This window comes from Exiguobacterium sp. s6, from assembly GCF_018618155.1.
GTDB lineage: Bacteria > Bacillota > Bacilli > Exiguobacteriales > Exiguobacteriaceae > Exiguobacterium > Exiguobacterium mexicanum_A.
The window spans coordinates 682,121-695,780 of record NZ_JACSLN010000001.1; the positions used below are offsets into that span (position 1 = coordinate 682,121).

12 protein-coding genes are annotated in these 13,660 nt (G+C 55.6%); 10 read left to right on the top strand and 2 right to left on the bottom strand.

The window, feature by feature from the left end:
* Together KNP75_RS03595 and KNP75_RS03600 are read right to left on the bottom strand one after the other, a co-directional pair.
* Positions 1-1,665, bottom strand: a complete 1,665-nt coding sequence (locus tag KNP75_RS03595; protein ID WP_251128185.1) for a hypothetical protein — start codon at positions 1,663-1,665, stop codon at positions 1-3.
* Between the two features lie 90 nt (positions 1,666-1,755).
* A complete protein-coding gene (locus KNP75_RS03600) occupies positions 1,756-2,250 on the bottom strand; it encodes a competence protein ComK (protein ID WP_215189888.1) in 495 nt (164 codons plus the stop codon).
* A 272-nt stretch (positions 2,251-2,522) separates the two neighbouring features.
* Here KNP75_RS03600 and cspD point away from each other — a divergent pair, with 272 nt between their 5' ends.
* The 10 genes from cspD to KNP75_RS03650 all read left to right on the top strand — a co-directional run bounded on the left by cspD (position 2,523) and on the right by KNP75_RS03650 (position 13,623).
* Positions 2,523-2,720: a cold-shock protein CspD gene (cspD, locus tag KNP75_RS03605; RefSeq protein ID WP_021065411.1), complete on the top strand. Its 198-nt coding sequence runs from the start codon at positions 2,523-2,525 to the stop codon at positions 2,718-2,720.
* A gap of 314 nt (positions 2,721-3,034) precedes the next feature.
* Complete coding sequence (hpf, locus tag KNP75_RS03610; RefSeq protein WP_021065412.1) at positions 3,035-3,595, top strand: ribosome hibernation-promoting factor, HPF/YfiA family; 561 nt, start codon at positions 3,035-3,037, stop codon at positions 3,593-3,595.
* Positions 3,596-3,736: 141 nt separating this feature from the next.
* Positions 3,737-6,259, top strand: a complete 2,523-nt coding sequence (gene secA, locus KNP75_RS03615; RefSeq protein WP_215189889.1) for a preprotein translocase subunit SecA — start codon at positions 3,737-3,739, stop codon at positions 6,257-6,259.
* A gap of 54 nt (positions 6,260-6,313) precedes the next feature.
* Positions 6,314-7,414, top strand: coding sequence for a peptide chain release factor 2 (prfB, locus tag KNP75_RS03620; RefSeq protein WP_214753859.1), 1,101 nt, complete (start codon positions 6,314-6,316; stop codon positions 7,412-7,414).
* 61 nt (positions 7,415-7,475) lie between these two features.
* A complete protein-coding gene (locus tag KNP75_RS03625; protein WP_034778561.1) occupies positions 7,476-8,333 on the top strand; it encodes a YitT family protein in 858 nt (285 codons plus the stop codon).
* Positions 8,334-8,441: 108 nt separating this feature from the next.
* Positions 8,442-8,774, top strand: coding sequence for a cytochrome c551 (gene cccB / locus KNP75_RS03630; protein ID WP_034778559.1), 333 nt, complete (start codon positions 8,442-8,444; stop codon positions 8,772-8,774).
* Positions 8,775-9,152: 378 nt separating this feature from the next.
* Positions 9,153-9,839, top strand: a complete 687-nt coding sequence (gene ftsE / locus KNP75_RS03635) for a cell division ATP-binding protein FtsE (RefSeq protein ID WP_214707244.1) — start codon at positions 9,153-9,155, stop codon at positions 9,837-9,839.
* Positions 9,829-10,731, top strand: coding sequence for a permease-like cell division protein FtsX (gene ftsX, locus KNP75_RS03640; RefSeq protein WP_215189890.1), 903 nt, complete (start codon positions 9,829-9,831; stop codon positions 10,729-10,731). Before ftsE ends, ftsX begins: the two co-directional genes overlap by 11 nt.
* A 30-nt stretch (positions 10,732-10,761) precedes the next feature.
* Positions 10,762-12,120: a murein hydrolase activator EnvC family protein gene (locus tag KNP75_RS03645; RefSeq protein ID WP_034778550.1), complete on the top strand. Its 1,359-nt coding sequence runs from the start codon at positions 10,762-10,764 to the stop codon at positions 12,118-12,120.
* 99 nt (positions 12,121-12,219) lie between these two features.
* Positions 12,220-13,623, top strand: a complete 1,404-nt coding sequence (locus tag KNP75_RS03650) for a S41 family peptidase (protein WP_215189891.1) — start codon at positions 12,220-12,222, stop codon at positions 13,621-13,623.
* Positions 13,624-13,660: the final 37 nt, after the last annotated feature.

Here is a 13,660-nt window from a genome sequence, read left to right on the forward strand (position 1 = left end):
CTAGATGCGGAAATCATAGCCGGTCGTCTCGAGCGTCGGACGCTCGGTCTCCGGTCGGTCCGTCTTCGTCAGTGGGCGGAACTGGGTCGTCACGCTCCGGTAACCGATCGCCTCGAGCGTCGTCTCGATCTTGCCGAGAAGCGGCTTGGCGAGCGTCTCGACGACCGGGTCATCGTGTTCGAGCGTGAGCCGAAGATTCCGGTCGATCGCCTCGAGTTTGACGCCGATCTCTCCGAGACGTGGTGTCTCGAGTCGGATATAGAGCACACTGTTCTCCCAGTCGACGACGTCGCCGGCCTCACGGTTTTGGATATGGACGTGGATGCCGGTGTCGATCTCTTGGACTTTCGCCGGCAAGGCGAGGATGAGCTGCTGGAGCTGTCCGCCGTCGAGCCGATTCAGCGTCTGTTGGACTTGGAAGAACGAGGCGAGCCGCTGTGCTTCAGGTGTCGCCGCGTCAGCTTTCAATGACAATGTTGACGCCTGGACGCGCTGCGCCGTCTCTTGGATGACGCGGCCGGATAAGTTCGGGTCGACCTTGAACGGCGTGACGCGCGGCAGTTCGCCGGCGCGGGTCGCCTGGTGCGGGATATATTCGAGCCGGACGTGGTTCGGCACGTAGCGGAACTCGTTCAAGCTGGCGCGCACTTCTTTAATGAGCGCGGCACTCTCGGCCGGTTTCGTCGACAGCAACCCGAGGGCGACGTCGAGCTTCGCCGTCATCGCGACGAGCGCCTTCTCTTGGGTCGCGCTCGTATGTAACAGGGCGTCCGTCTTTTGGATGAGTTGCGTCAGCCGGGTCGACACCGTCTCGAGCGCGGGGCGCGCCTGATGCGGGTTCGTCTCGACGAGGGCGGCGACTTGGCCGAGCTGTTTCGTGACCGTCACTTGCTCGTTTCGGAACGTGTTCGTCACGGTCGCGAGGTGTGTCGTCACTTCTTTGACGAGCACTGGTCGGCCGAGAACGGGCGGTAACGCCTCGCGCGGCTCGATTCGCGTCGGGCGCGGCTCCGGCAATTCCTTGATGAGTCGGTCGACCGTCTCCGGTGTCGGTGTCAAACGTTCGCTGACGGGACGCGACAAGTTGACGTGCTCGATGAAGCGTTCTTTCTGCGGGTAGGGGGCGTCGGGCGCCGGACGAGTCACCAGTTGTCTCGCTTCATCTAATGACGCGACGGCGATGTCGCGTGCGACGTCACGCGGGAGCGTCGGGGCCTCGATCGTCTTTAGCCAAAGGACCGCATCGCGCAGGTCACCTTTAAAGACGGTTTCGAGCAGTCGCACCGTGTCCTCGTTCATCGGTAACCGTCCTGATTGGAGCAGGCGGCTGACGGCGATCCGCACCTCGTGCGGTAGCGAAGCGAGCAACGCCTGGATTTTTGTATCGAGTTTCACCGGTTGGCCGGTCGAAGTGTCCGGCATCTCCGGCTCAGGCTTGACGACGATCGTCCCGATGAGCTGGCCGTCTTGCTCGGCGAGCGTCAATTGGAACGGGTTCGTCTTCGGGAGCCCGTCCTCGAACGTGACCTCGACGTGCTCGCCATTGATTTTGACGATCCCGGAGTCGGGTCCGGTCTGTTTGACGAGCTCGGCTTTATAGATGCGATTCGTCTGGATGCCGGCTGTGACCGCGACGGTCGCGGTCATGGGGGCTTGGATTTGCATAGTTGTCACCTCGACCAATATATCGACCTCTTTTTCAAAAAGTGAAGCGAAACCGACAGAAAAAAACCTCCCGTCGATTCGACGGAAGGGTCAAGAGTTGAGCGTTGCGCTCTGGTTCAATTGTTGGAACCGAGCGACGAGTTCGCCCGTCGCTTTCAGCTGGTTGCGGAGGACATACGCGGTCGCGTTCGTTTGGATCCTGTGCCCGTCCTGGGTGACGACCGAGCCGTTCGGCTCTAGCGAGTCACTCGAGATGTCACGGATGTGGGACCAGGCGTACCATTCGCAATCAGGGCGCTTCGGGGACTTCGTCGGGAAGAAGACGAGCCCGGACGTCGGTTCGATGACGACAGGCACTTTGCCTTTGACACCGGCGACGCGCTTGGCAACGAAGATGCGTTCCTCGATCGAACTGCTGTACTGGCGGCACGAGAGCTGCAACAGCTGGTAGGGCCGGAGCGGCGTCATGATCTCAGATCCGTCCTCCAGAATGACTCGCGACTGCATCGTCATGTCTCGACATGGCAAAATCGCCACAGTCCGTTTCGTGATCCGGTATTTCTCTTCGGAATGGTAGGGGCGCATACAGCTGCACCATCCTTTTCGTATTAGATTTTTGGGCTAGGCCATAACAGGTGGATACAAACCTAAATCATCCCTTTCATGATATATCACAAAATATGTAAATTCAACGAGTCGATATGAAAAGTAGGGAAATATAATTCCAATGTAAGCCAAATACGTATTCGTTTACAAAAAATTGAGAAAGTGTTTGTCACGCCTGCAAGAAGGTGGTAAGATTACCGATAGAGGGAAAGCCTCTGTATTCTTCAATGGTGAAAGGAATGGATTTACACATGGTAGGTAAAGTAAAATGGTTTAACTCAGAAAAAGGTTTTGGATTCATCGAAGTAGAAGGCGGCAAAGACGTATTCGTACACTTCTCAGCAATCCAAACTGACGGCTACAAATCACTTGACGAAGGTCAAGAGGTAGAGTTTGAAATCGTTGATGGCGAGCGTGGCCCACAAGCGGCTAACGTTACAAAATTATAATTTCGAACCACGAGTCGGCTCCTAACGGGGCCGACTTTTTTGTTTTTCTCACATAATGTCCTTCCCAATCAAAATCGCGTTTAAGAACGGGCAGAACGGGTAGTTTGTTTCTATACCACCGATTCACGTGGAAGACGGACCTGTCGGAACAAAATTGTCATTATTTTCTGATGATAACGTTTTCAAACGATTCGGATTCGGGGTATACTATATATGAGCCACCTGGTTCCACTTTCTTTTCAGAAATGAAGCAGGAGATTCGGTCCAATCTGACGAATCATTGGGTCAAGCGGTTATTTTAAGGAGGAGTTCAGATGATTTATAACATTCGCGGCGAAAACATTGAAGTCACACCAGCCATCCAAGACTATGTCGAGAAAAAGCTGGACAAATTGACTCGGTATTTCACAACTCCTACGGATGCACAGACGGCTTACGTCAACTTGAAAGTGTACAATGAGAAACAAAAAGTGGAAGTGACGATCCCGATGCCGAACTTGTTGCTCCGTGCTGAGGAGACTAACCTCGATATGTACGCGGCAATTGACCTCGTCGTCGACAAATTGGAACGTCAAATCCGTAAACACAAAACGAAACTCAACCGTAAATCGCGTGCCAAAGATGGCGGTATCGGCGAGTACTTCAAATCACTCGAAGGTCCCGAAGACGTGGTCGTCTATGACGAGGACGAGGCAGAACTCGAACTCGTGCGGACGAAGCGTTTCACGCTCAAACCGATGGACACGGAAGAAGCGATTCTTCAGATGGACATGCTCGGACACAGCTTCTTCGTCTTCTCAGACGCAGAGACGGGCAACACGAACGTCGTCTACCGTCGTAAAGACGGCAAATACGGCTTGATTGAACCAGAATAATTCAACCTTGAAACCACACGGCCCTCCGACTCGGAGGGCCGTTTCCTTTTGCCTTTCCTTGAAAGCAAGGGTCACTTCGGTTAAACTGTACATTAGGGAAAAAACATGCATTTTTTAGTGAATGCAGAGGAGATAAAGCGTATGGCGAACTTTTTGAAAGATTTATTTGCTCCACAGAAACGAGTATTGAAAAAAGCAGAAAAAGCGGCCGACCTCGTCGAGTCGTTCGCCGAACCGATTAAGGCATTGTCTGATGAAGCACTTCAGGCGAAGTCGATTGAGTTCCGGGAGCGTTTGGACAAGGGCGAGACGCTTGACGATATTTTGCCAGAAGCGTTCGCGGTCTGCCGCGAGGCGTCCGAGCGCGTGCTCGGCATGCGCCACTACCGTGTCCAGCTCATCGGGGGCTACGTGCTCCATAACGGCGACATCGCCGAGATGAAGACCGGGGAAGGGAAGACGCTCGTCGCGACCCTCCCGGTGTACTTGAACGCGCTCACGGGCCGCGGCGTCCACGTCGTGACGGTCAACGAATACTTGGCCCGCCGTGACAAAGAACTCATGGAACCGCTCTACTTTGCGCTCGGTCTCTCGGTCGGCCTCAACGTGTCGAACATGGACCGCGTCGAAAAGCAGGCGGCTTACAACTGTGACATCACGTACTCGACGAACAACGAACTCGGTTTCGATTATTTGCGTGACAACATGGTCCTTTATAAAGAAGACCGTGTCCAACGCGAGCTCTACTTCACGATCGTCGATGAAGTCGACTCGATTCTCGTCGATGAGGCGCGGACCCCGCTCATCATCTCGGGATCGGCTCAAAAATCGACAGAGCTCTATACACGGGCCGACGCGTTTGTGCGGACGCTCAAGATCGAGGACGACTACACGGTCGACGTGAAAACGAAATCGGTCCTCTTGACGGACAAAGGGGTCGACCTTGCCGAGAAGTTCTTCGGCATCGACAACTTGTTCGCAATCGAGCACGTCTCGGTCAACCACCACGTCGGGCTCGCCCTTCGTGCCAACGCCGTCATGCATCATGACGTCGACTATATGGTCCGCGACGGCCAAGTCATGATCATCGACCAGTTCACGGGTCGGGTCATGGACGGACGTCGCTACTCGGAAGGGTTGCACCAGGCGATCGAGGCGAAAGAAGGCGTCGAGATTCAACGCGAATCGATGACGCTCGCGACGATCACGTATCAGAACTACTTCCGCATGTATGAGAAGCTGGCCGGGATGACCGGGACGGCGAAGACGGAGGAAGAAGAGTTCCGTAACATCTACAACATGCAGGTCGTGACGATCCCGACGAACAAACCGATCCTTCGGGAAGACCGTTCGGACCTCATCTTCAAATCGATGGAAGGCAAGTTCAAAGCCGTCGTCGACGAAATCATGGCAGCCCACGCGACGGGACAACCGGTCCTCGTCGGGACGGTCGCCGTCGAGACGTCGGAGTATTTGAGCAAGCTCCTCTCGAAGAAGAAGGTCAAACACGAAGTGTTGAACGCGAAGAACCACGCGCGTGAGGCCGAAATCGTCGAGAACGCCGGACAAAAAGGTTCGGTCACGATCGCGACGAACATGGCCGGACGCGGTACCGACATCAAGCTCGGCGAAGGCGTCATCGAGCTCGGCGGATTATACATCGTCGGGACCGAGCGCCATGAATCACGCCGAATCGACAACCAGCTCCGTGGACGGGCCGGACGACAAGGGGACCCGGGTAAATCCCAGTTCTACTTGTCACTCGAAGACGAGCTTATGCGCCGCTTCGGTACCGACAGCCTCCAGAGCATGATGGAGCGCCTCGGCATGGACGACACGCAACCGATTGAGAGCCGCATGGTCTCGAAAGCGGTCGAGTCGGCCCAAAAACGTGTCGAAGGCAACAACTACGACGCACGGAAGCAGCTCCTCGGCTACGATAACGTCATGGCCGACCAACGGAAAGTCATGTACAAAGACCGGGCCAGCATCCTCGAGAACGAATCGGTCACGGACATCGTCCGTTCGATGATTCAAGAGACGGTCGAGACGGGCGTGGCGCAATATACGCCGCTCGAACTCGTGCCGGAAGAGTGGAACATCGAGGAACTCGCGCACTGGGCCAACCAGACGCTCGCTCTCGAGCAACCGGTCGAAGGCAAGGACTTCTTCGGCAAAGAGCGCGAAGAGATCATCGAGCTCCTCGCTGAACGCACGAACGCGCAGTATGAGGCGAAACGCCAACTCGCGCCGCCGGAACGCTTCAACGAGTTCGAGAAAATCATCGTTCTCCGTGCCGTCGATTCGCACTGGATGGCGCACATCGACCATATGGACCAGCTTCGTCAAGGGATTCATTTGCGCGCTTACGGGCAGAACGACCCGCTCCGTGAGTATCAGGCGGAAGGGATCAACATGTTCGATGCGATGAACGTGGCCATCTCCGAAGAAGTGACCGGCTTCGTGCTCCGTGCCGAAGTCGGCGACAACCTCCGACGCGAGAAAGTCGTCGAGGAGGAAGTGGCGGTGTCTGGCAAGGACGACACGCCGGTGAAGAAAAAGCCGGTCCGTCGCTCTGAAGACCAACGGCTCGGGCGTAACGACCCGTGCTGGTGTGGTTCAGGCAAGAAGTTCAAAAACTGCCACGGCAAACAACAGGCTTAATTTTGAAAGAGGCGAGCCCGCTCGCCTCTTTCCTACGGAAAGGTGACCTACACTATGGAAATTTCAGATATTCGCAACGAACTCGAGGCGATGGCGAAACGCCTCGAGAATTATCGCCAATCGCTCAACCTGACAGAGAAGCAGGCCCGCATCGCCGAGCTTGAGAACGAGATGACGTACCCGGACTTCTGGGACAGCCAAGAGAAGGCGCAAAAAGTTATCGACGAGTCGAACGCGCTCAAAGCGATGGTCGACAAGTATCAACAGCTTGCGGACGGCCATGAGGACGGCGAAGTCACGCTTGAACTCATCAAAGAAGAGCCGGACGCTGAGATGCAAGAAGAACTCGCGGAAATGGTGACGGCGCTCAAGGCCGATTTCGACGCGTTCGAACTTGAGATCCTCTTGAACGGACCGTATGACGCGAACAACGCGATCCTCGAGTTGCACCCGGGGGCGGGCGGTACCGAGTCGCAAGACTGGGCATCGATGCTTCTGCGCATGTATCAACGTTTCGCTGACAAGCAAGGCTGGAAAGTCGAGACGGTCGACTACCTTGCGGGCGAAGAGGCCGGCGTCAAGTCGGTCACGCTCCGTATCGTCGGGCATAACGCCTACGGCTATTTGAAAGCGGAGAAAGGGATTCACCGATTGGTCCGAATCTCGCCGTTCGACTCGTCAGGCCGCCGTCATACATCGTTCGTCTCGTGCGATGTCATGCCGGAGTTCAATGACGACATTGAGATCGAAGTGAAGACGGAAGACCTCCGCATCGACACGTACCGCGCGTCAGGTGCCGGCGGTCAGCACATCAACACGACCGATTCGGCCGTCCGGATCACGCACGTGCCGACAGGTGTCGTCGTCTCGTGTCAGGCTGAACGTTCGCAAATCAAGAACCGCGAAGCGGCGATGAAGATGCTTAAAGCGAAACTGTATCAACGCGAACTCGACGAGCAGCAACGCAAGCTCGATGAGATCCGCGGCGAGAAAACAGACATCGGCTGGGGCAGCCAAATCCGCTCGTACGTCTTCCACCCGTACGCGATGGTCAAAGACCACCGCACGAGCTATGAGGTCGGGAACACGGGCGGCGTCATGGATGGGGACATCATGGGCTTCGTCGACGCTTACCTCCGCAAGACAAATATGTGATGCAAGTGGCTCAAGGACTGACGTCTTTGGGCCACGTTGTATGTAGAGGAGAAAACCTTTAATGAAGCAAATCGTCAAAGACTACATCTATTTATTGACCGGGTCTGTCTTCGTCGCCTCGGCGTTCAGCTTGTTCCTATTGCCGAACAACCTCGCCTCGGGCGGCGTCAGCGGGATCTCGATCATCACGTACGAGCTGTTCAACATCTCGCCAGGGGCGTTCCAGCTCGTATCGAACGTGTTGCTCCTCCTCGTCGGCTGGATGATCCTCGGGCTCGGCTTCGGCGTCAAGTCGCTCGTCGGGTCAATCTTTTTGCCGGGCGTGATCTTATTTTATGAAGCGATCGACGCGGGAGCGGCTGTCAATGACACGCTGCTCGCAGCCATCTTCGGCGGGGCCGGCGTCGGCATCGGTCTCGGGCTCATCTTCCGGGGACGGGCCTCGACCGGGGGAATGGATTTGCTCGCGCAAATCCTACATAAATTCACCCACATCCCGCTCTATCTCTGTATCGCCATCCTCGATGGGGCGGTCGTCCTCGTCGCTGCGGTCACGTTCTCGTTCACGACGGGACTGTACGCACTCATCGCGCTGTTCATCACAATCAAGATGATCGACTTCGTCCAGCTCGGCTTCACGCAGGACAAGATGGCATACGTCATCTCGGAGAAGCGGGACATCATCACGCGCGCCGTCTTCGACGAGCTCGACCGGGGCGCGACGGAGATCCAGGCGATCGGGGCGTACTCGCGTCTCGAGCGACCAATGCTTCTCGTTGTCGTCCGCCAAAACGAAGTGAGTCGTCTGAAAGAAATCATCCGTCGCATCGATCCCGATGCGTTCCTCATCTTCAGCGAGGCGCACGAGGTGATGGGGCAAGGATTCACGTCCGACAAACGCTATATCAACGTGCCGTAAGTTGTGGAATCTTTGTGTATTTTTCATGAGATTAGGTTAGAAAGCGGTTCATAACGGCTATAATGGTAAAAGTAGGTTATTTCTACAACTTAGGAGGGGAACCTGATTATGAAGAAATGGATGATGGCGATTGGACTTGGCGCCATGCTCACGCTCGGTGCGTGCGGCGGTGGCGATGAAGAAGAGTCGACGAGCAACGGGGACGGCGCGAACACGGCGTCGGTCGACGCGGAAGCGGTCTACGCTCAAAACTGTGCGGCGTGCCACGGTGCGAACTTAGAAGGTATGAGCGGCCCGAAACTTTCGGACGTCGGTTCACGTCTGTCGGCTAGTGAAATCGAAGAAATTATCAAAAACGGGAAAGGCGCCATGCCTGCGAACGTGATCGAGAAAGACGAAGAAATCACAGCGGTCGCGGCTTGGCTCGCTGAGAAAAAATAATCAAGGCACGGGAAACTCGTGATTTGACTAAGGCACTCGCGTCCGCGAGTGCCTTTTTGAATGTGCGTTTCACCGTCTGTGTCGATCTCGTGAATCCCATCTTCATTTCGACAATTTCCCACCGAACTCAATCCAACTGAAACAATCCTGTAATGGTTATTTAAAAGTTCGATTGTTATAATTGTAGGCGCTTGAACTATCGCCTCAGCGATGAATTGGATAGGGGTGACTGGTATATGGTCGCTTGACAGGTCGTCTGATTATCGTGTAGAACAGAGGCTAGACGAAAATATTCATTTAACGAATCAATTCGTCGAAACCAATTCAGAATTCGTCATAGATGCATGAAAAATATATAAAAAGGGTAGGGAATACGTTATGATATCGATGCAAAAAGTCAGCAAAGTATATCCAAACGGTGTCGTCGCAGTCGACGACCTCGATTTGAAGATTGAAGACGGCGAATTTCTATACGTCGTCGGACCATCCGGCGCCGGGAAATCGACGTTCATGAAAATGATTTATCGGGAGGAGAAACCGTCGAGCGGCCAGCTCATGATTGACGGGATCGACGTCGGCAAACTGAAAAACCGCCACGTCCCAAAACTGCGCCGTCAACTCGGCGTCATCTTCCAAGACTACAAGTTGTTGCCGTCTTTGACGGTATATGAGAACGTCGCGTTCGCGCTCGAGGTCGTTCAAGCCGACACGGGCACGATGCGCAAACAGGTCATGGACGTGTTGAACCTCGTCGGCCTGAAGCACAAGGCGCGCAACTATCCGGACGAACTGTCGGGTGGGGAGCAGCAACGTGTGTCGATCGCCCGTGCCATCGTCAATAAGCCTAAGCTCATCATCGCCGACGAGCCGACCGGTAACTTAGACCCGGACACGGCTTGGGGCATCATGGAAGTCTTTGAAGAGATTCACCGTCGCGGGGCTACGATCGTCATGGCGACGCACAACCGTGATATCGTCGACAAGATTCGTCATCGCGTCATCGCGATCGAGAACGGGAAAGTCGTCCGCGATGAAGAGAAAGGAGCATATGGCTATGATATTTAAAAGTGGAATCCGTCATCTACGCGAAGGGTTCAAGGGAACACTTCGCAACGGGTGGATGACGTTTGCGGCTGTCAGTGCCGTCACCATCACCTTGTTACTCGTCGGGGTGTTCGCCCTCGTCATGTTCAACGTCAATGAGATCTCGGAGAACGTCGAGAACGACGTCGAAATCCAAGTCTTCGTCACCCGGACCGCGGAAGAAGCGAAGGTCGAAAACTTAGGTGAGAACTTAGAACAGATTCCTGGCGTCGCGTCGGTCACGTTCAGTTCGAAAGAAGAGGAACTGGAGAACTTCCGTAACCAACTCGGGGAAGATGCTAACGCCTATGGGACGGTCGAGAAAGACAACCCGCTCCATGACCGCTATATCGTCAAGGCGTCAGACCCGCTCAACACGGAGACGGTTGCAAAAGCGGTACAATCACTCGACAACGTCGATAAGGTCACATACGGACAGGACTATATCGATAAGATGTTCGCCTTCTTCAATGGGATTCGCATCGGTGGACTTGCGTTAATCGTCGGTCTCACACTCATGGCGATGTTCCTCATCTCGAACACAATCAAGATGACGATCTTCTCACGCCGTCGCGAGATTGAAATCATGCGTCTCGTCGGGGCGAAAAACAGCTTCATTCGCTGGCCGTTCTTCATCGAAGGACTTCTCCTCGGTGTGCTCGGCGCGCTCATCCCGATCGCCGTCATCTACTTCGGTTATGACGTCGCATATAGTGCTTTACAACCATCGCTAGATCAACTGAACAGTGATATATTTAAATTGATTGATCCATCGGTACTGACGACACAAGTGTCGCTCGTCCTCTTGGCGCTCGGTGCTTTCATCGGGATCTGGGGTTCGACGACATCACTCGGTCGGTTCTTGAAAGTCTAATCTAATTTAAATATGAGGAGGAGTTGGCGGATGAAACGTTCGCTTGCGCTTGGATTAAGTTTGACGCTACTTGCCTCGCCGGTCATGGCGACGGAGAAAGACACGCTGAAAGCACGACAAGATCGTCTATCCAATCAATTGGAGGAGTCCAAGAAAGCGCAAGACGAGACGGACGCCGAGCTCGACATCACCGAGGCGGAACGCGACGCGGTATCGACAGAGATTCGCGCCGTCAATGAACGTCTCGAGGGATTAAGTGAACAGATCGCCGTCCAGCAGGAAGAAGCGGACGCGGCGCGCACTGAGCTCGAGGAAACCCGTGATCAACTCGCTGCCCAAGGGCAGTACCTCGAAAGCCAGAAGGCGCTCCTTAGTGAGCGTCTTCGTGTGCTTCAAGTACACGAGGACCGGTCCTATCTCCAAGTCGTCTTTGAGTCCCGCTCGTTCGGAGACTTCGTGACGCGGCTGTTGACCGCGCAGACGATCGCGGAGCAGGACCGGGACCTCATACATACCTACATGAATGAAGTCGAGCGGCTCGAAACGCTCGAGGCGCGGCAACGGACGCAGCTGTCATTCTTGAAACAAAAAGAACGCGAGCTCGTCGTGACGAAACAAGCGCTCGACGTCGCCGCCGAACAGAAGCGCGACTTGTTGTCGGAGCTGAACGAACAGGTCGAACTGCTCGAACTTGAAAAAATGAGCCGTGCCGAAGAGCAGGCGCTCATGAACGAACAGAGCCGCATCATCGCAGGGCAGCTCGAAGCGATCGCCACGGCGGAACGAGAAGCGGCCGAAGCGCAGGCTCGAGCTGAAGCGGAAGCACGGGCGAAGGCGGAAGCCGAGGCGAAAGCACAAGCCGAGGCCAAAGCCGCAGCGGAAGCGAAAGGACAGTCGGACGAGAAGGCCACGGCCTCACCAGCACCGACGACCCCACCACCTGCGGAAGCTCCGACGAACGTGTCGGGGCCAGCGACCTCGTTCGTCCGTCCGGTGTCCGGTTACGTGTCGAGCCCGTTCGGTCCTCGCCAAAACCCATTGACAGGCGTGGCGGAGTCGCATCGCGGCATCGATCTCGTCAATGCGACCGGGACCCCGATCGTCGCGGCGGCACCAGGCATCGTCATCAAGGCGGCGCCGGCGACCGGATACGGCAACGTCGTCTTCGTCTCCCACATCGTCGGTGGGGCCGTCTGGACGACCGTCTATGCCCATCTCGACTCGATCACGGTCTCGTCTGGGCAAACGGTGTCCGCTGGCCAGACCGTCGGTACGCTCGGCAACACGGGCTGGTCGACGGGACCGCATCTCCACTTCGAATTACATCGCGGACAATGGGCGCCAGGACAACCGAATGCGGTCGACCCGGGTCCTTATATCGGTTACTGATGAGACGGACGTGTTCCAAATTTGTGGAACGCGTCCGTTTTTCTGAACTTTTTGCTATACTGAATGAAAGACTGACAAAGAGAAAAGAGGGAATCACCCGTGAAAAATACAACCGCAGGATTACTAGCCGGCGCCACGTTCGTCGCCGGAGCCGGTGCAGGGCTCGCGACGATGGCGTTTACGGATACGGCGTTGCCGATTCAACCGAAGGCAGAAGGCTGGGACAAGGTCGACCAAGTCCGGCAATTAATCGAGACGCATTCGCTCAAGGACATCTCGGAAGAGGACTTGTTGACGGGAGCGCTCGACGGTATGACCGGAGCGCTTGACGACCCGTACTCGGACTTCCTCGACGCCGAAGAGACGTCACAGTTCACCGATTCGATCGAGTCGAGTTTTGAAGGAATCGGCGCGACTTTGGAGAAGAAAGGAGAAGACATCTTAATCGTCGCTCCAATCAAAGGCGCACCGGCCGAAGAGGCGGGACTCCGGGCCGGCGACGTCATCACGGCGGTCGACGGCGAGTCAATCGAAGGGATGGCCGTCGAAGAGGCAGTTCAGCTCATTCGGGGCGAGAAAGGGACCGTCGTCACGCTCACGATTCGCCGCGGCGGACAAGAGGCCGACTACGAGATCACACGTGACACGATTCCGATTGAGACCGTCTACTCGGAAGTGAAAGAACAGAACGGGAAAAAGGTTGGTTATATCGAGGTGACCCAATTCTCCGAGCCGACGGCGGACGAATTTTTAGAGCAGCTCGAGGTGCTCGAATCGGAAGGGATCGATAGCCTGATCATCGACGTACGAGGCAACCCGGGTGGATTGCTTCCTGCCGTCATCGAGATGACCGAAGGATTCGTCCCGACGAACAAACCGGTCGTCCAAATCGAGAATGCGGATGGGGACCGCGAGTCGCAGAGCGGCCGTGCCCGGGAAGCGAAGCCGTACGACTTGTTCGTCTTGACGGACGAAGGGTCGGCATCGGCGTCTGAAATTCTGGCCGGGGCCCTCAAAGAAGGTGCCGGGGCCACAATCATCGGCAACAAGACGTTCGGGAAAGGCGTCGTCCAGACGGCGTTCGATTTAGAGGACGGCAGCAACTTGAAGCTGACGACGAGCAAATGGCTCACACCGGACGGAAACTGGATCAACGAGAAAGGCATCGAACCGGACGTCGAGGTCGATCAACCGGACTACTTCAATGTCACCCGCATCCTCGCCGACGCGGATACGCTCAAAGTCGGGGACTACGGGGAAGCGGTCTCGAACTTGCATACCGTGTTGACGGGCATCGGCTATGAACCGGGCGGACAGCCGGGCTATTTCGGTGATACGATGGGCCGTGCCGTCAGTGCCTTCCAAGCCGACAACAACTTGCCGGAAGACGGGATCGTCAATGAAGCGACGGCGTCGGCGCTCGAGTCACGCTTGCTCGAGGAGATTCAAGACGAGGCGAACGATACTCAATTGAATCGCGCGCTCGAAGAAGCTGCAAAATAAGGATTAGGGAAAGGATTGGACAAGTGTGGACGTTCTA

Coding starts and splice junctions, on each gene's coding strand:
- secA (WP_215189889.1), top strand. CDS start 3,737: ATGGCGAACTTTTTGAAAGATTTATTTGCTCCACAGAAACGAGTATTG.
- KNP75_RS03645 (WP_034778550.1), top strand. CDS start 10,762: ATGAAACGTTCGCTTGCGCTTGGATTAAGTTTGACGCTACTTGCCTCG.
- prfB (WP_214753859.1), top strand. CDS start 6,314: ATGGAAATTTCAGATATTCGCAACGAACTCGAGGCGATGGCGAAACGC.
- KNP75_RS03625 (WP_034778561.1), top strand. CDS start 7,476: ATGAAGCAAATCGTCAAAGACTACATCTATTTATTGACCGGGTCTGTC.
- ftsE (WP_214707244.1), top strand. CDS start 9,153: ATGATATCGATGCAAAAAGTCAGCAAAGTATATCCAAACGGTGTCGTC.
- cspD (WP_021065411.1), top strand. CDS start 2,523: ATGGTAGGTAAAGTAAAATGGTTTAACTCAGAAAAAGGTTTTGGATTC.
- hpf (WP_021065412.1), top strand. CDS start 3,035: ATGATTTATAACATTCGCGGCGAAAACATTGAAGTCACACCAGCCATC.
- KNP75_RS03595 (WP_251128185.1), bottom strand. CDS start 1,665: ATGCAAATCCAAGCCCCCATGACCGCGACCGTCGCGGTCACAGCCGGC.
- ftsX (WP_215189890.1), top strand. CDS start 9,829: ATGATATTTAAAAGTGGAATCCGTCATCTACGCGAAGGGTTCAAGGGA.
- KNP75_RS03600 (WP_215189888.1), bottom strand. CDS start 2,250: ATGCGCCCCTACCATTCCGAAGAGAAATACCGGATCACGAAACGGACT.
- cccB (WP_034778559.1), top strand. CDS start 8,442: ATGAAGAAATGGATGATGGCGATTGGACTTGGCGCCATGCTCACGCTC.